The organism is Mesorhizobium sp. M1295, from assembly GCF_040318135.1.
Lineage (GTDB): Bacteria > Pseudomonadota > Alphaproteobacteria > Rhizobiales > Rhizobiaceae > Mesorhizobium.
In genome coordinates this window covers 199,729-224,847 of sequence record NZ_JAMYLU010000009.1, presented here as the reverse complement: position 1 = coordinate 224,847, position 25,119 = coordinate 199,729, and the positions used below count along the sequence as shown (strand labels likewise).

22 protein-coding genes are annotated in these 25,119 nt (G+C 63.0%); 1 reads left to right on the top strand and 21 read right to left on the bottom strand.

The window, feature by feature from the left end; all coding sequences use genetic code 11:
• Nucleotides 1–115 precede the first annotated feature (115 nt).
• The 21 genes from NKH29_RS15550 to NKH29_RS15450 form a co-directional block, all read right to left on the bottom strand.
• Complete coding sequence (locus tag NKH29_RS15550) at nucleotides 116–523, bottom strand: carboxymuconolactone decarboxylase family protein (RefSeq protein WP_352481584.1); 408 nt, start codon at nucleotides 521–523, stop codon at nucleotides 116–118.
• Between the two features lie 240 nt (nucleotides 524–763).
• Nucleotides 764–2,260 carry a sugar ABC transporter ATP-binding protein gene (locus NKH29_RS15545; protein ID WP_353000063.1) on the bottom strand — a complete coding sequence of 499 codons (1,497 nt, stop codon included), beginning with the start codon at nucleotides 2,258–2,260 and terminating at the stop codon, nucleotides 764–766.
• Nucleotides 2,260–3,318 (bottom strand): SMP-30/gluconolactonase/LRE family protein, encoded by a 1,059-nt coding sequence (locus tag NKH29_RS15540; protein ID WP_353000061.1) that lies wholly within the window; start codon nucleotides 3,316–3,318, stop codon nucleotides 2,260–2,262. Before NKH29_RS15540 ends, NKH29_RS15545 begins: the two co-directional genes overlap by 1 nt.
• A complete protein-coding gene (locus NKH29_RS15535) occupies nucleotides 3,315–5,438 on the bottom strand; it encodes an ABC transporter permease (protein WP_353000059.1) in 2,124 nt (707 codons plus the stop codon). Before NKH29_RS15535 ends, NKH29_RS15540 begins: the two co-directional genes overlap by 4 nt.
• Nucleotides 5,439–5,521: 83 nt before the next feature.
• Nucleotides 5,522–6,547 carry a sugar ABC transporter substrate-binding protein gene (locus NKH29_RS15530; RefSeq protein WP_353000057.1) on the bottom strand — a complete coding sequence of 342 codons (1,026 nt, stop codon included), beginning with the start codon at nucleotides 6,545–6,547 and terminating at the stop codon, nucleotides 5,522–5,524.
• Nucleotides 6,548–6,606: 59 nt separating this feature from the next.
• A complete protein-coding gene (locus NKH29_RS15525; RefSeq protein WP_023721272.1) occupies nucleotides 6,607–7,593 on the bottom strand; it encodes an ABC transporter permease in 987 nt (328 codons plus the stop codon).
• Between the two features lie 279 nt (nucleotides 7,594–7,872).
• A complete protein-coding gene (locus tag NKH29_RS15520) occupies nucleotides 7,873–9,315 on the bottom strand; it encodes a DHA2 family efflux MFS transporter permease subunit (protein WP_352547003.1) in 1,443 nt (480 codons plus the stop codon).
• A 228-nt stretch (nucleotides 9,316–9,543) separates the two neighbouring features.
• Nucleotides 9,544–10,344 (bottom strand): 3-methyl-2-oxobutanoate hydroxymethyltransferase, encoded by an 801-nt coding sequence (locus tag NKH29_RS15515; RefSeq protein ID WP_353000055.1) that lies wholly within the window; start codon nucleotides 10,342–10,344, stop codon nucleotides 9,544–9,546.
• Between the two features lie 37 nt (nucleotides 10,345–10,381).
• Nucleotides 10,382–10,696 carry a MocE family 2Fe-2S type ferredoxin gene (locus NKH29_RS15510; protein ID WP_352481591.1) on the bottom strand — a complete coding sequence of 105 codons (315 nt, stop codon included), beginning with the start codon at nucleotides 10,694–10,696 and terminating at the stop codon, nucleotides 10,382–10,384.
• A 42-nt stretch (nucleotides 10,697–10,738) separates the two neighbouring features.
• The gene (locus NKH29_RS15505) at nucleotides 10,739–11,827 is read right to left on the bottom strand and encodes a fatty acid desaturase family protein (RefSeq protein ID WP_353000053.1); all 1,089 of its coding nucleotides are present in this window, start codon (nucleotides 11,825–11,827) and stop codon (nucleotides 10,739–10,741) included.
• Between the two features lie 91 nt (nucleotides 11,828–11,918).
• Nucleotides 11,919–13,100, bottom strand: a complete 1,182-nt coding sequence (locus NKH29_RS15500; RefSeq protein ID WP_023721276.1) for an aldose 1-epimerase family protein — start codon at nucleotides 13,098–13,100, stop codon at nucleotides 11,919–11,921.
• Between the two features lie 34 nt (nucleotides 13,101–13,134).
• A complete protein-coding gene (locus NKH29_RS15495; RefSeq protein ID WP_352481708.1) occupies nucleotides 13,135–13,917 on the bottom strand; it encodes an ATP-binding cassette domain-containing protein in 783 nt (260 codons plus the stop codon).
• A complete protein-coding gene (locus NKH29_RS15490) occupies nucleotides 13,914–14,918 on the bottom strand; it encodes an ABC transporter permease (protein ID WP_245278679.1) in 1,005 nt (334 codons plus the stop codon). The genes NKH29_RS15495 and NKH29_RS15490 overlap by 4 nt, the downstream gene beginning before the upstream one ends.
• A gap of 61 nt (nucleotides 14,919–14,979) precedes the next feature.
• Nucleotides 14,980–15,921 carry a sugar ABC transporter substrate-binding protein gene (locus NKH29_RS15485; RefSeq protein ID WP_353000051.1) on the bottom strand — a complete coding sequence of 314 codons (942 nt, stop codon included), beginning with the start codon at nucleotides 15,919–15,921 and terminating at the stop codon, nucleotides 14,980–14,982.
• 37 nt (nucleotides 15,922–15,958) lie between these two features.
• Entirely contained in the window at nucleotides 15,959–16,873 is a 915-nt protein-coding gene (locus NKH29_RS15480) for a sugar phosphate isomerase/epimerase family protein (protein ID WP_023721280.1), read from the bottom strand.
• A gap of 26 nt (nucleotides 16,874–16,899) precedes the next feature.
• Nucleotides 16,900–17,988 carry a Gfo/Idh/MocA family protein gene (locus NKH29_RS15475; protein ID WP_353000049.1) on the bottom strand — a complete coding sequence of 363 codons (1,089 nt, stop codon included), beginning with the start codon at nucleotides 17,986–17,988 and terminating at the stop codon, nucleotides 16,900–16,902.
• A 35-nt stretch (nucleotides 17,989–18,023) separates the two neighbouring features.
• A complete protein-coding gene (locus tag NKH29_RS15470; RefSeq protein WP_353000047.1) occupies nucleotides 18,024–19,097 on the bottom strand; it encodes an ABC transporter ATP-binding protein in 1,074 nt (357 codons plus the stop codon).
• Nucleotide 19,098: 1 nt separating this feature from the next.
• Complete coding sequence (locus NKH29_RS15465; RefSeq protein WP_352788637.1) at nucleotides 19,099–20,190, bottom strand: ABC transporter ATP-binding protein; 1,092 nt, start codon at nucleotides 20,188–20,190, stop codon at nucleotides 19,099–19,101.
• Nucleotides 20,187–21,146: a carbohydrate ABC transporter permease gene (locus tag NKH29_RS15460; protein WP_023721284.1), complete on the bottom strand. Its 960-nt coding sequence runs from the start codon at nucleotides 21,144–21,146 to the stop codon at nucleotides 20,187–20,189. The genes NKH29_RS15465 and NKH29_RS15460 overlap by 4 nt, the downstream gene beginning before the upstream one ends.
• Complete coding sequence (locus NKH29_RS15455; protein WP_023721285.1) at nucleotides 21,143–22,003, bottom strand: carbohydrate ABC transporter permease; 861 nt, start codon at nucleotides 22,001–22,003, stop codon at nucleotides 21,143–21,145. Before NKH29_RS15455 ends, NKH29_RS15460 begins: the two co-directional genes overlap by 4 nt.
• 77 nt (nucleotides 22,004–22,080) lie before the next feature.
• Entirely contained in the window at nucleotides 22,081–23,694 is a 1,614-nt protein-coding gene (locus NKH29_RS15450; protein WP_352481602.1) for an extracellular solute-binding protein, read from the bottom strand.
• Between the two features lie 373 nt (nucleotides 23,695–24,067).
• On the opposite strand from NKH29_RS15450, the gene NKH29_RS15445 reads away from it, so the two are divergent.
• Nucleotides 24,068–25,099 carry a LacI family DNA-binding transcriptional regulator gene (locus NKH29_RS15445; protein WP_023721287.1) on the top strand — a complete coding sequence of 344 codons (1,032 nt, stop codon included), beginning with the start codon at nucleotides 24,068–24,070 and terminating at the stop codon, nucleotides 25,097–25,099.
• Nucleotides 25,100–25,119 lie beyond the last annotated feature (20 nt).

The following is a 25,119-nucleotide window of genomic DNA, read 5'->3' as shown; positions in this document are numbered from 1 at the left end:
CTGAACGGCCAAGCAGCGCTCTCCGACGCTCAAAAAAGCATATATGCCTCAAATCGCATATCTATGCGCCTTCTCTGCAAAGGCCTCACAAGGGGAGAAGGGAAGGCGCCGCACCTCACCTCACCTCGAACTCCGGATCGACCGGAATCTGCAGCGCTGTCACCATCTGGTTGGTCTGCCCGGCCAGCCCGATGATCGACACCAGCTCGCCATGCTGCGCTTCGGTCATGCCCTTGGCGCGGGCGGCGGCGGTGTGGGAGTGAACGCAATAGGAGCAGCCATTGGCTGTCGAGACGGCGATGTAGATCATCTCCTTGGTCAGCGGGTCGATGACGCTGTCCGCGACCATCACCGCCTTGAGCTGTTCCCACACCCGCTTCAGCGAGACCGGATCATTGGCCAGCCCGCGCCAGAAATTATTGACGAAATCGGATTTGCGCGTCGCGCGGATGTCGTCGAACACGGCCTTCACAGCGGGAATCGCCTCGACCTCGGCATCGGTCAGAAGTCTTGTGGTGGCCATGGGCAGGCTCCTTTCGGTTTGAATCGATGAGAGAGGTCGTTGAATCGGCTTGGTAGCGAATGCGGCTAACTTGCTCTGGTGATTCACGTTTTGCAGGCCGGCCCAGAACCCTGGAAATGCAGAGGCCCTCACCGTCGTCATCCTGGGGTCTGCGCCGCGTCGCTGCGCTCCTTGCTTCGCCCCTCGATGACGAATGGACTGGTGACTCCGCCAATTGTCGAAGTACGCATCGCCTGGAACCTAATGAACCGCCGCATACATGATCTTCTCCTCCGTCGCCTCGGCCGGCGAGAACTCCTCGACGATGCGGCCTTGCCGGCAGACCAGGATGCGGTCGGACAGGTTCATGATCTCCGGCAGGTAGGACGAGATGACGACGACGGCCAGGCCCTCATCGGCCAGCCGGTTGATGATCTGGTGGATTTCGGCGATCGCACCGACATCGACGCCGCGCGTCGGCTCGTCGAAGATGACGATGCGCGGCTTCTGCACCAGCCCCTTGCCGATCACCACCTTCTGCTGGTTGCCGCCCGAGAGCTCGACCACCCGCGCATTGTCGTTGATCGCCTTGACGTTCAGCGTCTTGGTCCATTCGGCCGACAGCGCCCGCATCTCCTGCGCATTGATCACCCAGCCCTTTTCCCGCCCGGCCGCCAAAAAGCCGCCGAACAGGTTCTCGGCAACGTCCATGGTCTCGAAAATCCCCTCGCTCTTGCGGTCTTCGGTGACATAGACGATGCCGTCCGCCACCGCCTCGCTCGGAACGAGATAGCGCACCGGCCGGTCGTCCAGCTCTATGGTGCCGCCGCGCAGGAAGTCGCGCTTGTAGATGCCGGAAACGATCTTGAACGTCTCGGTGCGACCCGAGCCGATCAGCCCGAACACCCCGGTGATCTGGCCCTCGAAGATCGAGAAGGAATTGTTGCGCACGACATTGCTCATCGAGATGTCCTGCACCGACAGCACCTTCTTGCCGGCCTTGCGCAGCTTGGCCTCGTCGCGCTGGCTGTAGAGCTGCCCCGACAGCGTGCGCCCGACCATGGCGGCGACGACCCTGTCGCGATCGAAGGCGGCTGTGTCGTCGGTGATCACCAGTTCGCCGTCGCGCAGAATGGTGATGCGGTCGGCGATATCAAGCGCCTCCTCGAGCGCATGGCTGATGAAGACGATCGACACGCCCCTTGCCTTAAGCCGGCGGATCAGCGCGAAGAAGTGCCGCTTTTCCTCTGGCGTCAGCGTCGCCGTCGGCTCGTCGAAGATGATGATCTCCGCATTGTGGTGGACGGCGCGCGCGATCTCGACCATCTGCCGCTTGGCGGCGCCCAGCGTCGCCACCATGGCATTGGGGTCGACGGGAAAATTCAGCGACTGCAGGAACTGCTGCGCCGAGATGTAGGTGCCGCGCAGCCGGTTGAGAAAGCTCTCGGTGCCGAGATAGAGGTTCTGCGCCACCGTCATCGACGGCACCAGGCTGGTCTCCTGGAACACCATGGCGATGCCGGCTTCAAGTGCCGCATGCGGCGAGGCGTAGGCGATCTCCTGACCCTTGTGGAACATCTTTCCCGATGTCGCGTCGACGACGCCGGCGATGATCTTGGTCAGCGTCGATTTTCCCGCGCCATTTTCGCCGAGCAGCGCGTGGATCTCGCCCTTGCGCAGCTCGAAGCTGACATTCTTCACGGCGGGCACACCGCGATAGGTCTTGGTCACGTTCTCCAGGCGGACGATCGGTTCCATCAGCGATGCCCTCCTGAAGCCAGATCGATGGCCAGCAGGCAATCGCCGCCTTTCGAGGCAATGAACAGGCGACCGTCTTTCTCCGCCACGCTGCAGATTCCGTGGCGCGTGCCGTTGGCGCGGCTGTGCAGGCTGTACTGCGGCCGCATGTCCCGATCGAGCCTGACCACCAGCCCGTAGGAGCGACTCGGCGACCATGGCTTGTGGATGCCCATGGTGCGGATGCCGCCGCATTGCAGCGGCTCGAGGAAGCTGCGGTTGGAGGCGAGTGCTGGCGCGATCCAGTGTTGCGGCGACACTTGCGCCAGCATGTCGTTCCGATAGTGCGTTTCCTGCAGCACGAATTCGATCAGACGGTTGCGGGGCGCAAACAGCGCCAGCCAGGCACCGCCACCGGCGGCAGGCGACAGGCGCGAGGGATAGCCGGGCAGATGCGCCAGCAGCGTCGAGCGGCTGCCTGTCGCGCCGTCGAGGCGGACGAGTTGGTGTCGCCAGCTCTCGCTGACCAGCACATCCTTGCCGGTTGAATGCAGCCCATAGGGAAAGGCGATGTCACCGGCGAGCTTGCGGAATTCGCTGCCTGCCGGATCGCGCTTCCACAGCGAACCGGAAGCGCCCCTCTTCATCAGATCCGCGGCCCATTGCGACGGCGCGTGGTGGGCCGAGCCATTGGCCAGCCAAAGCGTGCCATCTTCTGCGTAGGCGAGCGCTGTGATGCAGCGGATCTCGGCCGGCAGGGAAGCGTCCTTGCCTGCGATCAACAGCCTGCCGCTTTCGAGCCCAACCGTCAGTTCGCCGGCGGGCGAGCGCGCGAGCGCGGTAACCGCGGCCGGAAATGTCTCGACCAGAACAGGCGCGGCACCGGCGGTGACCGCGTAGACGACATTGCCGCTGGAGGCCAGCAGCCGGCCGTCAGCGATCAGCAGATTGTCAGGCTCCGGCAGTTCAACAAAAGCCGCAGCATCGTCCAGCAGCGTATTGGGCCTGAAGGCACCGTCCAGCGGCGGGATGGTCACCGCCTTACCGCGAAAGATGTCGAGGATCGGGTCCAGCATCATGCCTTCGCCCCCCAGTAGGAAGCGGGGCTGGTCCAGTTCGGATCGGCACCGGCAATCCGGTAGCGGCCGATCCGGTTGTTGAGGATACCGCCAACGAACAGAAAACCCTTGTGCTCGCGCATCGAGGTGACCATCGGATGCGCGGCGCCCGACAGGTCGCCCATCGCTTCGACGATGCCGCCCTTCTCGTTGAATTTCACCACACCGCCGGTGTTGATGTTGGGGAACAGCCATTCGTCCTGCGGCAGCCGGCGCGTCATGCGCTTGCGCATGTCGGGATGCCGCAGCGACAGGTCGAAGCTCGGCGTGCGCATGCCAAGCCAGGCCATCCAGTAGTTGCCGTCGGAGGCGCGGTTGACGTTGTCGGGGTAGCCCGGCATGTCGCGGATGACGCATTCTGCGGTGCCTGCTTTCGGCCCTTCCAGCCAGTAGCGGTGCACGCGGCAGGCCCAGCTTTCGGCAAAGAACAGCGACTTGCCGTCATGCGCCATGCACACGCCGTTGGTGTAGCGGTAGCCGTCCAGCAACGTCTTCGTCGAACCGTCCTTCGGGTCATAGACGAGCAGCCGCCCGGTGGCGCGGTTCTCGATCGAGTCCAGCGCCCAGTCGTGCGCGTCATAGCGCTTGGTGGAATCGGTGAAGTAGATGCGGCCGTCCGGCGCGATATCGCAGTCATTGGGGTCTCGCAGCCGCGCATCGTCGACGATCGAAGTCCAGGAGCGCGACGTTTCCGCCGATAGCCGCTTTACCTCGCGCTCCGGCGAGACCGAATAAAGGCCCATGGCGCCGACGCAGCTGATCAGATTGCCTGTGTTGTCGAAGGCCAGGCCGAGCGGAAAGCCGCCAATATGGGCAAAGACCTCCGAGTGTTTGTAGTCCGGCGCAAAGAAACGGACGATCTCGCCATGCCTGGTGCCGCAATAGAGATGGTCGTCGCGGTCGAGGATGACGTCTTCCGGCCCTTCCAGCTCGCCAAGCCCGATATGGTCGGCCTCCGATAGGCGATTGTCGAGCTCGTAAGGCGTGCCGGAGCCCGGTGCGGCCGACTGCGTTGCCCCCATCTTCAAATAGACCGGTGCGACATAGACCTCGTCCAGCACCTTGTGGCGGTTCTTCAGCCAGCGAATGTCGATGGTGACCGCCACGGCCAGCATGATGCCCAACACCATCTGGTTGGTGCCGGTGCCATAGCCCAGCCGGATCAGCCCGTTGGTCATCGTCAGCACGATGATCGCGCCCATCAGCCCCTTGATCACCGAACCGCGGCCGCCGCCCAGGCTGACGCCGCCGACGACCGCTGCTGTCAAAGCCATGACCTCGAGATTGAGCCCTGTGCCCGGCCCTGCCCCGCTCAGCCGGCAGGCGATGAGGAAGCCGCCGAGCGAGGCGCAGAAGCCGGAGAACACATAGGTCATGAACACGGTGCGGCGCACGCGGATGCCGGCATTGTGGGCCGATCGCCGCGACCCGCCCACCGCCTGCACATGCCAGCCGGGCCGCGAGCGCGTCAGCGCGACATGGGTGATGATGGCCAGGATAATCGCCGCCCACACCGCAACCGAAAGGCCCCAGAAGGTATCGTCGCCGATGAAGTCCAGCACATCCGATGTGGCATCGGAAAGCTGGACGTCGGCGGCATAGGTGGTGACCAATATGTCGAACAGCGCCCGCCCGAAGATGAAGGTGACCAGTGTCGTCAGGAAAGCGCGCAGCCTGAAATAGCCGATCAGATAACCATTGATCGCGCCGAACAGCAGCCCGGTGGCGATCGAGGCGGCCAGCGCCAGCCATACCGATTGTTCGAGGATGAAAAAGACGAACACGGCGGAAAAGCAGGACAGCGCGAAGATCGAGCCGACCGAAAGGTCGATGCCGCCGCCGAGCATGACCACCGTCATGCCGGTGACGACCAGCGAAAATTCGCCGAGCTGGCGGGTCGATTCCTGCAGCGACATCGGCTTGAAGAAGCCGGGAATGATCGAACCGAACACGCTGAGCGTCGCCACCAGCGCCAGGAACGGAATGGCGTTATCAGTCCAGCGTTTGCTTAGGATCTCGCCGACAAGGTGGTCGGGCACGAGATTGTAGCGCCAGGATTGAAGGCGTTCGCGAAAGGACATCGGTTGCTGCTGCCACTCAAGAGAGAAAGAGGCGGCCGAACAAGGTCCGGCCACCTCGTCGATGCTTGCAACGGACCCGCGGTTTACTTGGCCGCAGCTTGGGCTTGCAGTGCTTTCAAGTCCCAGCAGCTGTCTGGCTTGAGGTCGGCCTTGGTCGTCGCCTTCTCCAGCGTGTAGATGTAGGTGTGCGAGGTGCCGGCTGGCTGGCCACTCTGCAACAGGAACTTGATGACGGCGTTCATGTCGCCCGACTGGCGGGCAAGGTCGGTCATCACCACCGCGCCATAGGTGCCGTCCTGCAGCTTGTCGCAGTCGGCAGTCTTTTCGCCGCCGCCGGTGGTGACCAGAAAGACTTTGCCCTCGAGCTTGGCATCGCGGATCGCAGCAGATGCGCCCGTCGCGTCGCCGTCCCAGAAATCGATGATGGCGCAGATGTCGGGGTTCTGCTGCAGCATCGTCGTCGTCACGTTGCGCGAGGTCGTCGCATCCCAGTTCGAGTCAGGCTTGGCCACGACTTTGAAGTCGGGGTTCTTGTCCAGCACCTTCATAATGCCGGCATATTGATAGAGGCTCGACGAGTTGGCCTGGTCGCCCTGCACCAGCCCGATCTTCTTGGAGGAGTTCGGCCCACAACCCTTGATCGCCGCATCGGCTTCCAGCTGGCCGAGCCGATCCCAGTCGCTGCCGACAAAGGCATCGGCCGGGAAGTTCGCCGGATTGTCGACCAGCAGGACATAGGTGCCGGCGGCCTGCGCCTTCTTCATCAGCTTGGCATAGGAGTTGAGGTCCGGCGAATGGATGATCAGCACGTCCGGCCTGGTGTCAGACGAAATAGCGTCGGTTATCGCCTGCGCGCCGGCATCGACCACCCAGTTCGGGTCACGCGTCTCGAACACGCCGCCCCAGGCCTCGACCTCGGTCTTCAGGTAATGCGCCCAGCCCTGTGCCAGATCGAAGCCCATCGCCATCGGCACCAGCATCACACGCTTGCCCTTGAGCGCTTGCGAATAGGCGCCCGGACCCGGATCTTCGGCGGCAAAGCTTGGCGCCACGAATGCGGAGACGGCAAGCGCTGCCGCGGCGGCCATAAATGTCCTGATGATTTTCATGTCACATCCTCTGGTTTGGTTATTGTCGTTCGCGGTCGGCCCCAACCGTACGCGTCAGTCTAGATGTCGCCTTGCTGCGCGGTCTGCTCGTCGCGCGGATTGATGAACCCATCGACGATGATCGCCGCCAGCAGGATCGCGGCCTTGATCAGGTTCTGATAGAGCAGCGGAATGTCGATGATGGTCATCGCGTTGAGCAGGATGCCGATCAGCGCGGCACCCACCAGCACGTTGCGCACCCCGCCCCGCCCGCCCGACAGACCGATGCCGCCGATCACCGCCACCAGCACGATGTCGTAGAGCAGCGTGGAATTGACGATGCGGGTGTTGATCGAATGCAGGCTGGCGGCGGTGAGCAAGCCGGCAATCAGCGAGACCAAGGCCGACAACACGTAGCGCAGCACCAGCATCGGGCGCACTGGAATGCCGATATTGCGCGCCGCAACCGGGTTGTCGCCGGCGAAATAGACGTAGCGGCCCCATTTGGTGTAGCGCAGGAACAGGAAAAAGGCGAAAGCCAGCCCGGCGAAGACAAAAACCTCGACCGGGATGTCGAGGAACCGAAGCCCGCCCAGAAGCTCGACCCAATGGCCGGGCGGCACCGGCACGGCGTCCTGTGTGATCAATTGTGAGCGCACATAGCCGAAGACGAAGGACGCGGTCGCCAGCGTCACGAAGATCGCCGGAACCTCGGCGTAGGCGACCAAAATGCCGTTCAAAAGCCCGATGGCGAGAACGCCGGCGAGCACATAGGCGAAGGCCAGCCCGTCGGACATTCCCGAACTCAGCAATTGCAGATACCAAGCGACCGACATCGCCATGATCGCCACCGCCGACAGATCGATGCCCCTGCCGATAATGACGACCGCCATGCCGAGCGCCAATATGCCCAGCACCGAGACCGAGCGCACGATGGCAACAAGATTGTTCGAGTTGATAAAACCAGGCAGTCCGATGGCGGCGGCAATGAACAGCACGACCGCGATGGCAAAGACAATGCCCTCCTGGTTCAGGCTTCTCCAGTTTAGCCAGCCGGTCGCGTTCATTGCCCGCTTTCACCCGCGATGGCTACGCCCTGCTCCCTCTGCGGCCATCGGAACGAAAGCTAATCGGCTCAAGACCAATCCGTCAAATGAATCCGCGCATTGCAGGCCGGCTTGCGAGGAAATTCCGCGGTTGGACGCACCGATTGCGAGGCTGGCGCAATGCCTGGAACTCAAGCACTTTTGCAATTGATCGTGCCGATCGAAGCGCTGGCAAAGGTTTGCTCCCGGACGAGCGGAGCAGGCAGAATTTATGTCCGCGCTCGCCGCGCAGCTTCTGCGTCAAATCCGCAAAACATGGCCCGAGACCTCGGCGCCGGCGGCCTTCGGCAACGCCAGAAAGCGGAACGAGGCGACGAGCCCGATTGCGCCGATCGCCAGGAAGGCAAGTCGGAAGTCGACGAGATCGAGCGCCGCAGCGCCCCTGGCGATCTGCGACAGGTTGAGCAGCGCCGCCGCGACCGCCACGCCGAACAGCATCGCCACCTGCTGCAGCATGCTGGACAACGTCGCCGCCGAGCTACGCTGCGGTGAGGCCACATCGGCGAAGGCCAGTGTGTTGAGCGCGGTGAACTGCATCGAACGCGACAGTCCGGCGATCAGCATCAGCACCACCACCAACGCTTTCGGCGTCTGCGGCGTAAGCGCCGCGCAGGCCATGATCGACAAAGAGGCGATCACTCCGTTGACGATCAGCACCGAACGGAAGCCGAACCGCCTCAGCGTCGGCGTCGTCACCGCCTTCATACCGAGATTGCCGAGGAAATAGGCCAGGACCATCATGCCAGCATCGACCGGGCTCAGGCCGAAGCCAACCTGGAACCAAAGCGGCAGCAGGAACGGCGTGGCGTTGATGGCGATGCGGAAAATCGTGCCGGCCGACAGCGTCGAGATGGCAAAGGTCTGCACCTTGAAAGCTGTGAGATCAAGCAGCGGATGGTTGGCGCGTCGCAGATGCCGCACCGCCAGCCAGCCGACCAAAATGCCCGTGGCGAGCAGTGCCACGGTCGGCAAGGCACCCTCTTCCGGATGCGCGATGCGCTCGAGGCCATAGAGCATCGCGGCGAGCCCCACCGAGGTCAGCAGGAAGCCCGGCCAGTCGAGCGGCTTGGCCCCGGCTTCGCGGTCGCCGGGAATGAAGCGGGCGACCAGCGCCAAACCGACGACCCCAAGGGGAATGTTGATGAAGAAATTCCAGTGCCAGGAGACATAGGTGGTGATGAAGCCGCCAAGCACCGGCCCGACCACCGGCGCAAACAGCGCCGGCCAGGTGATCAGCGCCGTAGCATTGAGAAGCTCGGACTTCGGCGCATTGCGCAGCACCAGGATGCGGCCGACCGGCGTCATCAGCGCGCTGCCCACGCCCTGCACCGCGCGCGCGGCAACGAATTCGGCCAGGTTCTGCGAAATGCCGCAGGCGAGCGAGGCCAGCGTGAACAGGGCGATCGCCACGAGGAAGATGTTGCGCGCGCCGAACCGGTCCGCGAGCCAGCCGGACAGCGGCACGAACACCGCCATGGTCAGCATATAAACGGTGATGCCGATGCTCATCGCCACCGCCGGCACGCCGAAGGATTCTCCCATCTGCGGCAGCGATGTCGAGATGATGGTCGAATCCAGAAGCTGCATGAAGAAGGCGACGGCGACGATCAGCGCCACCCGCCGGGCTTGCCGCGCCGCCGGCGCGGTTTCGGGTAAGGCTTTGTTTTCGGGAATGGCGGTCATGCGCAGAACTGTCCGAAGGGGAATCTTCTCCCGCCTCATCGGCAACCGCACAAATGTCCGGCAAAACCGATGACGCACCGGTTTCAACTGCATTTGGCCGATGCCGTCCAGACATGGACCAACAAACTTTCGTGTGACATCGCAGCCGGCTATGCGATGACCTGGCCCTGCCGCCGAACCGGAGTTTTTACGATCCGCGATGGCGCTTCGCGCTGTTGCCGGTGTGTCTCATGCGGCTTCGATCTTCTCCAGGAACAGGCTGAGCTGGTCCGGATCCATGTGCACGACGTGCCTGTCTTCGGGATACGCCATACTGTTCACATCAGCGACATATTCGGAAAAGGCGGCGATGCGTTCGGCCTGCAGGCGGTCGTATTCGGCGGCGAAGTTGCGATAGACCTTGGAATGGCGCGGCATGTGGCCACGGTTCTGGCCGAGGATATCGTCTGCGAACAGGTATTGCGCATCGCAGCCGGTGCCCGCCCCCATCGATAGCATGATCAGCGAAGTGCGTTCCGAAATCGCCTTGGCCACCTCGACTGGCACCACCTCGATCTCGGCGCCGATCGCGCCGGCGGCCTCCAGTTGCTTCACCGCCTCGAACACCTGCATGGCGGTATCGGCGGTCTTGCCGACGGCCTTGAAGCCGCCGGTCCAGGTGGCGCGTGACGGGATGAGGCCGACATGCCCGATCACCGGAATTGCATCGTCGGCCATCCGTTTGATGGTGGCGTAGCCGGCGCTGCAATAGACCGCATCGGCGCTGGCCTTGTAGAGCCGGAACGCCCAGCGGACAAAATCATCCGCGGTGCCGATCTCGAAGAAATTCTCGCCCGGCATGGTGAACAGGCTGGGTGCCGCATCGCGGTATTGCGGATTGAGCACCAGCTCCGGCGGCACCGAGACGATATCGACGCGGGCGCGTTCGGCGGCCTCGGCCTCGTCCATCGTCAGCACGCGCAGCATGGTCAGCTGCCGCTTGCCCTTCATGGCGCGCAGGTCGGCGACGGTCGGTCTTTTCCGGCTCATGGATTTTGGTCCCCTTTGCTACGTGACAGAAGGCCGGTCAGGCGATCTGGATCATCACCTTGCCAGCTTCGACCTTGACTGGATAGGTCGCGAGATTGACGCAAACGGGAGCGCCCTTCGCCTGGCCGGTCTTGTAATTGAAGCGGCCATTGTGCTTGGGGCATTCGATGATGTCGTCCATGACAAGCCCGTCGGCCAGATGAGCCTGTTCATGCGTACAAAACCCGTCGGTGGCGAAGAATTCATCGTCCGGCGAACGGTAGATCGCGAAGGTGCGGCCGCCATGGTCGAAGCGGATGACATCTTCCTCTTCGACATCGTCCACGGCGCACGCTTCGACCCAATCGGCCATCTCTGCTTCTCCTGAAATTTCTGCGTTGCGCTCGTGCAGTGCCTACTCAGCCGCTGCCGACATGTTCACTTCGTGGAACTCGCCACGATAGGGCCGTGCCGTTGGCGGCAGTTCGCGCTTAAGGAAATAATCCTCGTATTTGAGCTGCCTGAGCAGGACCGGCCAGACCTCGCGATAGGCATGCCATATCGACGGGTTCGCCTCGGGCAGATCGTGCTTGATCAGTTCATGCAGCCTGGGCAGCGCGTGATACGGTACCATCGGGAACATGTGATGCTCGACGTGGTAGTTCATGTTCCAGTAGATGAACCGGCTGATCGGATTCATGTACACGGTCCTGGTGTTGAGCCGGTGGTCGACGACGTTGTCGGCCAGACCGACATGCTGCAGCAGGCCGGTCAGCACCATGTGCCAGGTGCCGTAGAGGCGCGGCACGCCGATGAGCACCACCGGTATCCACGACCGCATGAACACGGCGAGCGCGATCGTCGCGATGTAGATCGCGATATGCCAGCGCGCCGCGATGACGGCCTTGTGCTGTTCCATCTCGGGAACGTAGCTTTTCTCGTCGGGCGTCAGCTTGCCGAACGCCTGGCGTACCAGCGCCGGAAGCGAATAGCGAAAATCGAGGATGCCGGTGAAAGCCAGCGCGGCACGCAGCAGGTCCGGCGGGCGCATCACGGCGATCTCGGCGTCGCGGCCGACGATGATCGTGTCTGTATGGTGCCGGGCATGGCTCCAGCGCCAGGTCACCGGATTGCGCATCAGCATGAAGCTGGCGATCTGGTAGACGACATCGTTCATCCAGCGCGTGCGGAAGGCAGTGCCATGGCCGCATTCGTGCCAACGCGAGTCGCTGGAGGAGCCGTAGAGCACGCCGTAGACGAAGAAGAACGGCACGCACCACCAGGTGCCCCAGAAATAGATGGCGCCGGCGGCGGAGCCGAGGATGGCGATGATCCAGATGATCGTGTCGCGGATCGCCGGGCCGTCTGAGCGCTGCATCAACTCCTTGATCGCCTTGCGGGGGACATCGGTGTGGTACCACTCCGCCGAGGCCAGTCCCGTCTCGATCGCCCTGCGCGTGCTTTCGCCGACCAGGCTGTAATCGCGCTTTACCGTGCCAGCCATTGTGACCTCCAATTCCAGCTCGGCCGCGAACCCTCCCCGCTCCGGCCGGGACCAGCCTCCCAACTGGTGTCTCGTATCGTCCTAGCCATTATCACGACCTGCCTCCAAGAACAGGAAAACGGCCCGACGGCTGGGGATAATCCTGCTGCGGCTGCCTGGCGATTGCCGCGATCCGGCTCTCGGCGGCGGCGATCTCGCCGGCGCCGTCGAGAACCCGGAACACCGCATCGTACGAGCGGCTCTCGCCGTGCTCCAGCCAGATCATCTCGCCGCGTTCGCGCGCCGCCAGATTTCCCAGCACATGATGCGTCGACGGCTCGATGCCAAGCGCGTACTGTCCAGCCTGGAAATTCTGCCATTGGTAGGTGCAGGGCAATTGGTCCTTGCGCGTGACCACCTCGAACCCGAGGCCGAGCCTATCGTTGACCACCGCCACCGGGACTTCGCCGGTGCTGCCAGCGCCGAGCTCGTGCTGCCAGACCTGTTCGCTGAAACGCGGCTGCGGCGCCGGGACCGTGCGATAGCCGACCTTTTGCGCCTCATAACGCTCGCCGGCATGCCCGGCCCAAACGACATCCCTTATCGGCGCCAGATAGCGCGCGCCCTCGTCAAGCACCGGATGGCTGACATTGATGTGGTAGAAGAACATATGCGGTGTTCGGTTGAAACCGTGATTGACGACACGGTCCGAAAGCCGGATCTCGTTGCCGCCGACATCGGCCTCGATCCGCCGCAATAGATGCAGATCCTCGCCGAATACAGTCGATTGCTGGACGATGCCTTCGGCCCACAACACGCAGCGGTCGCCGTCCCAGGTCTCGCCGTAGCCACTCAGCCGCGCCGGGATGGTGCTGATGCGGCCATGCAGCGAATGGCGCACCGTCTTCTTCGGCGGATAGTTGTAGGTGTCGGCGGGTACCTCGTTCATGAACAATATATGGTCGAGGCCGCAGGTCAGTAGAAGGCCGGAAAACGACCGCGCCCAGGCCAGCCCGTCCTCGCCTTCATACTCGTGCAGGCCGGGATTGCGAAAGCCGCTCGGCGAATGCCAGCCGATCGCCTGGCCCTTGAAGTCGCAATCGGCGATATCGAGCGCCCGGTCGACCAGCGCGGTGAAGCGCAGGCCCGAGCCGGTGCGGAATTCGAGCATGCGGATGCCGCGCTCGACGCCGTCGCCAAGCGTCATCAGTCGCACGCCGGCGAACTGCGACAGCATGCCCGAGCGTTCCGAGACCTGCCGGCGCGACAGCGTCTTGCCGTAAAGCTCTACCATGTGACGGCCAGTTCCTTCACTTTGCTCCCGTCCTTCACTTGGCTCTCGTCTCCTTGAGCAGGGCCGACATGTCGGCGCCGGTGATGATACTTTCCACGGTCAGCAGGTCGGTGTCGGCGACCGTCTGCTCGGCGACGATCTCGCCGCGCCGCATGACGATGATGCGGTCGGCGACCTGGAAGACGTGATGGATGTTGTGGGTGATCAAAAGCACCGAGTGACCGGCGTCGCGCACTTCCTTGACGAAGCGCAGCACGCCGTGCGTTTCCTCGACGCCGAGATTGTTGGTCGGCTCGTCGAGGATGATGACCTTGGCGGCGAATTGCATGGCGCGCGAGATGGCGATCGACTGGCGTTCGCCGCCCGACAGCGTGCTGACCAGCGCATCGGCGTCGAGCTTCTTCGAGATGCCGACGCGCTTCAAAAGAGCCGAGGCGGCATCGCGCAATTGCGCGAGATCGAGCGGCGCGAACACACCCAGCCATTTGAGGTTGACCGGCTCGCGGCCGAGGAAAAGATTGCGCGCGATGCTGAGGTCCGGTGCCAGCGAGGTGTCCTGGTGGATGGTCTCGATGCCGAGATCCATCGCATCGCGCGTCGAGCGGATGGAGACCTTCTGGCCGCGCACATAGATGTCGCCGCGGTCGACCGGAAACACCCCGGAGATCGCCTTGATCAACGTCGATTTGCCGGCGCCGTTGTCGCCGAGCAAGGCCACCACTTCGCCCTCGTTGAGCGTGAAGGAGGCGCTCTTCAGGGCGCGGACGCTGCCGAAGGACTTTTGCAGGTTGTGCAGCCGAAGCACTTCCATGGTCAGCTCCTGGCGGCGTTCTTCTGCAGCAAAGCGTGCAGAATGAGCATGGCAAGGATGATGACGCCGACGAAGATGTTGTAGGCGAGCCCAGGCACGCCGATCAGCACGATGCCGTTGCGGATGCTGCGCAGCATCAGCGCGCCGACGATGGTGCCGAAAATGGTGCCTCGCCCACCGGTCAGCGCGGTGCCGCCGACCACCACCATGGCGATCACTTCGAGCTCGTAGCCGGTGCCTGCCACCGGCGAGGCGGCAGAAATGCGGAAGGCGCTGATCATGCCGGCGAGACCGGCCAGCACCGAGGTCAGGATGAACAGCCAGATCTTGACCGCATCGGCCGGCACACCACGCGCCACGGCGGCGTTACGGTTCGAGCCGATGGCGCTGATCCAGTTGCCGAGCTTGGCGTAGCGCAGCACATAGATCGCCAGTAGCGACAGGCCGATGAACCACCACAGCGAGGTATAGAAACGGAACGTTCCGATATTGAAGCTGCCGGCCAACAGCGTCACGAAGAACCCGGGCTGGTCCCAGGACTTCAGCGGAAAGCCTTGGGTGATGTAGAGGGCCGCGCCTCGCACCACGAGCAGCATCGACAGCGTCACCAGGAAGGAGGAGATGCCGATCTTGGTGACGATCAGCCCATTGATCGCACCGATCGCTATGCAGAGCAGCAGGCCGGCCAGCAGCGCCACGCCAATATCCACCCCGCCGTTCTGCACCAGCAGCATGACGACAACCGGCGCCAGTCCGAACACAGCACCGACCGAAAGGTCGAACTCGCCCGCCGTCAGAAGCAGCGTCATGCCGAGCGCGATGATGCCGAGCTCGGGCAGGAACGCCATCATGTTGGAGATGTTGAGCGGCGACAGGAAGTTCGCATCGGCGATCGCGAACACCGCCAGCAGGACGATCAGGATGACGAGCGACGAGAACTGCGGCGAGCGGATCAGGCTCGACCTGCGTTTGGCACGCGGCATTTCCTCTTCTGCGGCAATTGTCATGACAGCTCGAACCATACGCCAGGGTGAGGCCCGCCGCCTGCGCGGCGAGCGTCAGTTCCAATCACTTGTTGTAGAGTTTCAGGATCGGTTCGACGCTCGAGGCGTCGTAGAGGCTGAAAGTGTGGATGTCGTAGCCGATCGGTTCGCCGGCGGCGGCCAACCCGAGCAGCGCCACCGGCATGAAGCCCTGCGCCGACGGGAACTGCCAGGCAGCCGCGTTGACGAAACCGGCCTTGACGGACTCGGCCGTTTCCTTCGAATTGCCCCAGCCGACGACCGGAATCTTGCCGGCCGGCACGCCGGCGCCATCGAACACCCGCTTGACGCTGGCCGCGACGGAATCGCCGAGCGCGATGATTGCCGGCGGATTGTTGGCCACCATGTAGTCCGTCATCTTGGCGATGATGCCGGCCGGATCGGTGCCGCAATCGACCACGTCATATTTGATGCCGAGCGGATCGAAGACGCTGGCAATGCCTTCGGTCTCGAGCTGCTGGTAGCTGGCACCCGGCACTTCGACCGGCAGGAACACCTTGTCGCCCTGCTTCACCATTTTGTGGTCGACCAGATATTTCGCCCAGATGACACCGGCTTCCCTAAGGTCGGCGCCGACATAGGCTTGCCGGCCGGTTGCCGGATCGTCGGTGTTGAAGAACACGATCGGGATGCCGGCCGCCTTCGCTGCCTTGACCTCCTCGGTCCACAGGCCGGGCTGCGCCGAAGTCGTGGCGATGCCGTCCGGCTTGGCGGCGAGTGCCGAGTTGAAGGCTTCCTTCTGCGCCGCCATGTCGCCGCCGCTGAACGAGATCTTGCAGGTCACCTTGAGCTGGTCGCAGGCCTTGGTCGCGCCGGCATTCCAGTCGATCCAGAAGGCATCCGACGGGCCGCCATGCGACAACAGGTAGAACGTCTTCTGGGCGTCCTGCGCCACCGCCGGAGTACCCAGCGTTGCACCGGCTAGAACCGTCGCGGCAGCCGCGATTTTCAACCCGAATTTCAACATTTCTCTTCCTCCCTTGTTTCGTAGCCGAACCGCGCCATCACAGTCCGTTGGCGCGGAATTTCCCATCGAGGAATTTCTTGGCGCGCGGCACGTCGTCTTCCGAAAGATGCTCGATGATGACCGGGATGTTCGGGTGCTTTTCGGCCAGCCGCTTGAGATAAAGGTCGTAGTTCAGCGAACCGAGGCCGGGCGCCGGCAGCTCGATCTCACCGACGCCGCGGAAAGTGTGGCTCTCCAGCGCGTCCTCGTCGCCAATGTCTGCGTGCTTCTCCGACTTGTCGCCGCCGGAACGCTTGACGTCCTTGGCGTGGGCGATCTTGATCTTGTCGGTCAGCGTGTCGAACACCTGGTTCAGGATCTGATCCATCCGGTCGATATTGTGGGTTTCGAAATAGTTGGTCGGGTCCATCAACAGGCCGAGGCCTGGGTGGTCGACCTGCGCGAACATCCTCACCGTCTCCTCGACCGAGCCGACGACATTGTTGACATAGGTTTCGAGCAGGAAGACCGCGCCGTGGTCATAGGCCGTCTGGGCAAGGTCGGCGATGACCTTGCGGCATTCCTCGAACCCTTCCTCGGTCTTGTTCTTCGGGTGATGCACCCAGTCGGATTCGGTGTTGTAGGTACCCGTTTCCGAGATCACGTAAGGGGTGCCGAAATGGCGCGCGTTGCGGATGATCTCCTTCAAATAGCCGACGCGCCTCTCGCGCTCGCCCATATCCGGATGGATGATGTTGGTGTAGCCCGACACACAGCAGATCGGCAGATTGTGGTCGCGGAACGTATCGCGGACGGTCTTGGCCTTGTCCTTGGTGATCTGCCCGGACGACAGGTCGATATCCCTGAAATGCAGGTCGAGCTGCACGGTGTTGAAATCGAGCGCACGGATCTTCTGCGCGGTTTCCTTGAGGCCATACGGGAAATAACCCGTGAAAATACCTGCCTGCATCATGGTGTGAATTCCTCCCTGTAAGTGATTCAGTCAGTTGATATTTCGGAAAGCTTGACCGTCCGGCCTTTGTCGATCGAGCGGTAGCCGGCTTCGACCAGCGCCATGGTCTTGACATTGTCCGCGACGGACAGCGCTGGCGGCTCGCCCGTCTTAACCGCGTGCTGAAGCTGCTCCATGACGCCGATGAAAGCATGCGGGAACCACATCGTGTCCCAGCTGGGTGTCACCCATTGACCATCGGTGGTCTCGGTCGAGGCGTAGGTCAGCGTCGACGCAGCGCCCGTCGGCCAGCCGATGGTGCCTTTGGCGACACCCTTGGTGCCGTCGACGCGCCAGTTGATGTGCTGGTCGTCCTGGTAGCCCTCCTGGCGCGGACCGGACCAGACATCCTCCAGCGATACGGCGAACACGCCGGACGGGAACCGCAGCGTCGACACGATGATGCCGTCCGAATGATCAAAGCGGGTGCGCGGATCCTTGCGGGTCAGGGTGGTGATCTCCAGGGGATCGCCGAACAGGAAGCGCAGTACGTCGAGATGGTGGACGCTCATATTGGCGAGCGTCAGCCGGTCATAGTCCTCGAGGAAGGTCTGCCAGTGCGGGATCGCATGCATGTCGATCTGGGCGAAGACGATGTCGCCGAGCGCGCCGCTGTCGATGATCTGCTTCAAGACGCGCATCGACTGGTCGTAACGCATGTTCTGGTTGACCGAGAGGATCTTGCCGGCCTTGGCCGCCTCGTCGCGCAGTTTGACGGCTTCATCGAGCGACAGCGCCAGTGGCTTCTGCGCCAGGATCGCCTTGATATGTGCTTGGTTCAGCGCATGGCGGATCAGCGCCGGCTGCTGGTCCGGCGGAAAGGCAAGATCGATGATCTCGACGTTTTTGTCCTCGATGAGCTGTTCCGGCGTGTCGTGGATGGTCGGGATATCCCAGCGTTTGGCGACCTTCTCGGCGCTGGCCTTGGTGCGCGAGGCAATCGCCACCACGGGGAAACCGGCTTCCTTGTAGGCGGCAAGGTGACATTCGGCCATGATCATACCGGCGCCGACGCAGCCGATCCTGTATTCCCTGGTGCGGACTTTAACGTCCGGCTCGAAGCCGTTACTTGCCATATGTTCCTCCCGAAGCTCGTTCCTTGCAGCCGCCGTCATCGTGCCAGCGCTCCCCCGCCTTGTCCGAAATAATGCACCCTGCCCGGCTCGCAGGATATCGCCACCATCGCGTCCGGCCTGATGTCCGGCTGGCCGCGCAACAGCGCCCGCAGGCGCGCCTGCCCGGCGGCGAGCGTCACCACGGTGTAGCCGCCGAGCGGCTCGACCTCGAACACTCGCGCCGGGCGGCCCGCGCCCCCCTCGGAGATTCCATCCGACCAGGCCTTGACCTTGATGTCTTCCGGCCTGAGTCCGATCTCGACGGCATCGGCCGGCGCAGCCTTGTCCGCGATGCGGATCGTGCCTTCGGCCGCCTCCACGCCTTCCGAGCCGTGCACCGACTTCAATATGTTCATCATCGGCGAGCCGAGCAGCCGCGCCACATAGGTGCTGGCCGGCCGGTCATAGATCTCGGCAGGCGCGCCGATCTGCCTGATCTTGCCGCTCTCCAGGATGGCCATGCGGTCGGCGACCGACATCGCCTCTTCCTGGTCGTGCGTGACATAGATCAGCGTCTTGCCGAGCTCGCGCTGGATGCGCTTGAGCTCGACGCGCGTCTCCTCGCGCAGCCGGGCGTCGAGCGCCGAGATCGGATCGTCCATCAGATACGCGGCGGGATCACGCACCAGCGCGCGGGCGATCGCGACCCGCTGCCGCTCACCGCCGGAAAGCTGCGCCGGCGGTTTGTGCAGGATATGTCCGATATGCAGCTTGGCCGCGACATCGGCGACGCGTTTTTCGATCTCGGCTTCTGCCACCTTCCGCTCGACCAAAGGAAAACGGATGTTGTCGCGCGCGCTCATATGCGGGAACAGCGCCAGATTCTGGAACACCATGGCGACATTGCGCTCCGCCGGCGACACCGTGTTGACCGGCTTGCCGCCAATCAGGATCTCGCCCGTGTCCGGGGTTTCCAGCCCGAGCACCAGACGGAGTATCGTCGACTTGCCCGACAGCGGCGGCCCGAAGAAGCAGAAGAACTCGTTGTCGTTGACCGCGAACGAGGCATCGTCGACAGCCAGCGTGCCGCCATAGCGTTTTGTCACATTACGGAAAACGATATCGGCCATCTCAACCTGCTCTCAACGCAAGGCCGGTAGCGGCGTCGAAGACGCGCACCGCCTCCGCCGCAGGCGCGACGACGGCTGTCTGCCCGATCGCCAGCCCGACATCATTGTCGAACACCGCCTTCACCGCGGTCTCTCCCTCGCCAAGATGGATGATGGTGCGCGCGCCGATCCGCTCGACGAAACTCACCGGCATGCAGAGGCCACGGCCGCTTTCGGCCAGCGTCACCTGCTCCGGTCGAAAGCCATAAAACACCTCGCCGCGCATCCGGCTGGCGGCATTGGCGATCTCGACCGGCAGCGGCGGCGTCGCCCCGAGTGGGCCAAGATCGACGACCAGGCCACGGTCACTTTCCGCCAACCAGCCCTTGAGCAGGTTCATGCCCGGCGCACCGATGAAGCGGGCGACGAAGACGTTGGCCGGGTTGTTGTAGACTTCCAGTGGCGTGCCGACCTGCTGCAGCACGCCGTGGTCCATCACCGCGATGCGGTCGGCCATGGTCATCGCTTCGAGCTGATCGTGGGTGACGTAGACCATGGTCTGCCGGAACTGCCGCTGCAGTTGCTTCAATTCGGTCCGCATCACCGCCCGGAAGGCGGCGTCGACATTGGACAGTGGCTCGTCGAGCAGGAAGATCGCCGGCTCCATGATCGCCGAACGGCCAATCGCCACCCGCTGCAATATGTTGACCGAAAGCCGGTCGGCCTTGCGGTCGAGCAGCGGCGTCAGCTGCAGCATCTCGGCAATGGCGCCGACGCGGCGGTCGATCTCGGCCTTTGGTGCGCCACGCATTTTCGGGCCGTAGGCGAGGTTCTGCCGCACGCTCATATGAGTGAAGATCGCATAGTTCTGGAAGACGAAGCCGACGCCGCGCCGCCCCATCGGCACGCCGGCCATGTCGCGTTCGCCGAACAGGATCTTGCCGCTGGTCGGCTCTTCCATGCCGGCGATCATGTTCATCGTCGTCGACTTGCCGCAGCCGGACGGCCCGAGCAGCGCCATGAACTCGCCGTCGGCAATGGCCAGATCCATCGTCTGCAGCGCAGTGAAGTCGCCAAATTTCTTGACAAGGTTTTGCAGATGGATCGTGCTCATGCCGCCACCTCGCGTACCCGGGCCATGCGTTTCATGGCAAACACAGCGGCGATGGACAGCACGATCAATATGGCCAGCGCGATTGCCGCCACATAGCCCCAGATCAGGTCCTGCGTGGTGAGCTTGTAGATGTAAACGGAGATGGTTTCGGTAGCGACCCCGGGACCGCCGCCGGTCATGATGTAGAGGGTGTCGAATATTTTGAAGTTCTCGATCACCCGGATCGCCAGCGCAATGATGATGATCGTCTTCATCTTCGGCAGCACGATGGTGACGAAGCGCTGCCAGGGGTTGGCGCCGAGCAGCGTCGCCGCCTTGATCTGGTCCTCCGGCACGCCGACCAGGCCGGCAAGCAGGATCAGGAACATTAGCGGCGTCCACTGCCAGATGTCGGCGACCATCACCGCGATCAGCGCCAGCGTCGGATCCGAGAGCCAGGCGATGGTGACGGGAAAGCCTGACATCGCCGACAGGATGTCGTTGACCGGGCCGCCCGACTGAAACAGCATGAAGAACATGTAGCCGGCCACCGCCGGCACCACCATCATCGGCATCAAGAGGATCGAATAGAAGATCCGCTTGCCGGGAAACTCGTCGGCAAACAGCGTCGCCAGCGCGAGGCCGAGCAGGAACTCCGCCGGCACGCAGACGATCATGACGATGGCCGTGCGCTTCAGCGCGCTCCAGAAGCGCGCGTCCGCGGCAAGGTCGGTGTAATTGGCGAAACTGTTCCACATCGACCAGGCATTCCACCAGCCGGTGCCCGACAGCGGCGACCAGTCGGTCAGGCTGATGTAGAGCTGCATCAGCAGCGGGAAGACGGCGATGAACAGCACCAGGATCTGCGCCGGCAGGGTCAGCCGGAATCCGAGCCGCGCGCCCTCGTCCGGCAACACCGACGCCGCCTTGGAGGCTTGCATGTCGCCCTCCGAAATCGTGGCTGTCACCGAGCTCATTGCTTGAGCGCCCCGAAGGTCAGCCCGCGCACCAGATGACGCTGGATGGCGATGCCCATGATCACCGGCGGCACCGCGGCGATCAGGCCGAGAGCTGCCTTGGCGCCGTAGAGCTGTCCGGTCATCGAGGAGGACAGCGAGGCCATGTAGACCGGGACCGTGACCCATTCGCGCGTCGTCAGAAGCAGCGCAATCAGATAGTCCGACCAGTTGAGGATGAAGACGAACAGCGCGGCACTGGCCAGCGGCGCCCGCATCATCGGCAGCGTGATGCGGGTGAAGACGCGCCACCGCGAACAGCCCTCGACCAGTGCCGCCTCCTCGATCTCGCGCGGCATGTCGTCGAAGAAGGTCTTCATCAGCCAGAAGGCGAAAGGCAGCGTGACGATGCCGTAGATCAGCGACAGCCCCCACCAGCTGTCGGTGAAGTTGAGGAAGGCCCACATGATCATCACCGGGGTCATGACCGCCATCGGCGGAAACAGGCGAAGCTGGATCAGCGCCAGCGGCAGGTTCTGGCCCGAGTTGAAGCGCGACAGCCCGTAGGCCGCCGCTGTGCCCGCCGACATGGCGATCGCCGTGCCGAACGTGGCCGACAGCAGCGACGACAGGATCGGCTTCAAAGCTGTGCGGTCGAGCGCGACGATAAGATTGTTGGTCGATTCACCGAAGACGAAGCGGAAATTGCTGAGTGTCGGGTTCTTCGGCCACCAGGTCAGGTCGGCGCCGGTCGCCGACCATTCGGCGATCGGCTTGAACGCCATCGACATCATCCACAGGATCGGCACCAGCGTCACCGCCATTGCCGCAAAGATCGCGGCATAGCGGAATATCTCGAAAGGAACTGAACGCTTCATCTTGCGGCTTTGCTGGGTCCTTCGTTATCGAGGGGAAGAGCAATCACTCCTCCCCTCTTTGGTAAGATCCGGGAGGATCAGGCGATCGGATCGAGAACGGTGGGCCAGGCCTCCTTGTTGGTCTTGATGGCTTCGAGAAGCTTCTCCTCGCCGGTGCGGCGGGCAATCTTCTTCCACTCGGCCTCGGTGTCGGCCATCGCCTGCTCTGCTGTCTTGGCCTTGGTCAGCGCGGCGACGAGGTTCTCGTCCAGCGCATTGTGGAAGGCGGTGGCGCCGGGATAGTTGATGGTGGGCACGGTGCGGGCGACCGTCTCGCGCACCACGTCCATGTGGTAAGCATGATAGGTCTGGCGGACCAGCGGATCGGAGAAATCCGACAGCCGGAACGGATCGAAGTAACCGCCCGGGTTGGCGGTCATCCACGCATAGATGCGACTAGATCCCAGCCATTGCAGGAACAGGTAGCAGGCCTCCGGGTTCTTGGCCTGCGAAGACACCGACGCCGACAGATTGAGCCACAGCACCGAACGGCTGACCAGCTTGCCGTCGATCTCGCGGCCGGGCGGCAGCATCGAGCCGATCTTGCCGGTGACAGCTGAATCCTTGTTGCCGGCATTATCGAGGAATTTCGGCAGATTGGAGAAGGCGCAGGTCATGGCCGCACCGCCCTTTGCGAAATTGCCGTACTGCTCCGGCCAGCCCCAGGAGATCGCATCCGGCGAATGGTGCGCAAGCGACGCGATGTACTCGCTGGTCGCCGCAATACCTTGCTCCGAATTGATCAGCGGCTTGCCGGTATCGTCGAACAAGAACTGATTGGGCGAAGCCATTGAGACATAACGCTGATACCAGTTGGTATAGCCCCAGCCCTGGTTGCGCAGATCGGTCGAGCCGAACAGGCCCTTGTCCGGGCGCTGGAAGAAGGCTGCGATCTCGTCATGCTGCTTCCAGGTCTTCGGCGCCGCCAGTTCATAGTCGTATTTGTCGGAGAAGGCCTTCTTCTCGGCTGCGTCGCCGAACAGATCGGTGCGGTAGACCCAGGTCTGGAAGTCGCCATCCAGCGACACGCCATAGGTCGAGCCGCGATACTGATTGAGCAGCGAGACGCCCTTGGCGCCATTGACATAGCCGCGCTCGGGATCGTCCCATTCCGGCTTGTACTGCGCGACGAAGTCGTCGAGCTTGAGGATGCCCCCGGTTTCGGCGAGGTCGCCAAGACGGTTCCATTCGACCGCGTAGATGTCATACGCCCCACCCTTGGTGGAGATGTCCTGCATCGTCTTGGTGAATTCCTGGCCATTCGGCACACCGACGATCTCGAGCGGAATACCGGTTTCCTTCTCCCAGAGATCCTTGATCGACGGCGCACCGGCCGGAAACGGCTGTGTCAATTGGCCGATCGAACCATCGGACAGGCCAAGCACGATCTTGGCCGGCGCCTTGCCGGCGCCCTTCATCGCCTTGGCCGCCTCAATGGCGCGGCCCTCGGGCGTGTCGGCGCCATATTGATAGCGCTCCGAGCCGTCGAAGCCCGTCGGGCCACCGATCATGCCGGGCGCCAGGGCATCGGCCGCATAGGCACGGCTTGGGCGAATGAATTTCGGTGCGATACCTGCGGCAGCAACAAGGACTGCCGCCTTTCCACCGGACGCCAGCAAACGGCGCCGCGACACGCGGATCAAATTCGACATTGGAACTCCTCCCTCAGGGCCTTGTTCCTCCACGGCCCTTATGATGGATATTGACGGCACTATACGAAGCCTGTCAACATCATAAATAATCAAGACACCTCATAACATCTCATGGGAGGGGACGAATGGCGTGTATCAAGGCACTCACACTGAAGCCGGTGCTTGAATTTGAGGGAGCCAGGCTGCCCACCTCCCCGCTTTGGTCCGTTTCGGCATTTTGGTGTAGCGCGGCAGCTTGCGTATCGGCCAAGGCTGGTTACATCATTTCCCATCAGAATCGCGGCTGGCGATGAAGCTGCCGCTTCGACAGCGGACCCATGAAATGCGTAATCTCGATGCGCCCTTGGCGCATTTTGGAATGAGGTGATCGACAGTGCGGTCCACCCTGACAGACATAGCCCGGGAAGCCGGCGTTTCCGCCGCTACGGTCGACCGTGTGCTCAACAACCGCGCCGGGGTCAGGGCGCGCACCCGCGAGGTCGTGCTCGAAACGGCGCAACGGCTTGGCTATATCGCTGAAAATTCGAATAATCCGAACTCGCGCAACGCGATACCTGGTGAGGTTATACGGCTCGATTTCGCCCTGCCCGCCGGCACCAATTCCTTCATCAAGATGCTGCACCGCCAGATCGAGGCGCAGGCGCAGTCGCGGCCGGACCTCGACGTCCGCGTCGCCACTATCGAAGGCTTCAATCCGGACCGGCTTGCCCGGCTGCTGCAGGAATTGCACGGACAGACGCAAGGCGTCGGTGTGATCGCACTCGACCATCCGACGGTGCGCGAGGCGATCCGCTCGCTTTCGGCCAGCGGGGTCAAGGTCGTTACCATCGCTTCCGACATCCTGCATGTGCCGCGGGTCGCCTATATCGGCATCGACAACCGCGCCGCCGGCCGGCTCGCCGGCTACCTGCTCAACCGCTTCATGGGTGCAGGGCGTCCGGGCAAGGTCGCGCTGTTCGCCGGTTCGCTCTCCTACCGCGGCCACGAAGAGCGCGAGATGGGCTTCCGCCACATACTGACGGAAGAATCGCCCAATCTGCAGATCGTCGAGATGCGCGAAATGCTCGACGATCGGGAAAAGGCCTATTCGGAGGCTTCCGCCCTGCTGGATCGGCACCCGGACCTGGCCGCCATCTACAATGTCGGCGCCGGCAACACCGGCATCGCCCGCGCGCTACGGGAACGCGGGCGTGCACTGTCGACGGTCTTTCTCGGCCATGAAGTAACGGAAGGCACCAAGGAGCTTTTGCTCGACGGCACGCTCGACGCGGTCATCGACCAGAACCCGCGCGTCGAAGCCCGCGAAGCGCTCAACACCTTGACCCATGCGGTCAGGGGATTGCCTTACGAACTGCACCAGCCAAGGCTGCAGGTGATCTTCAGGGAAAGCATCCCGGAGATCTGAACGGAAGCTTGGGGCAGATG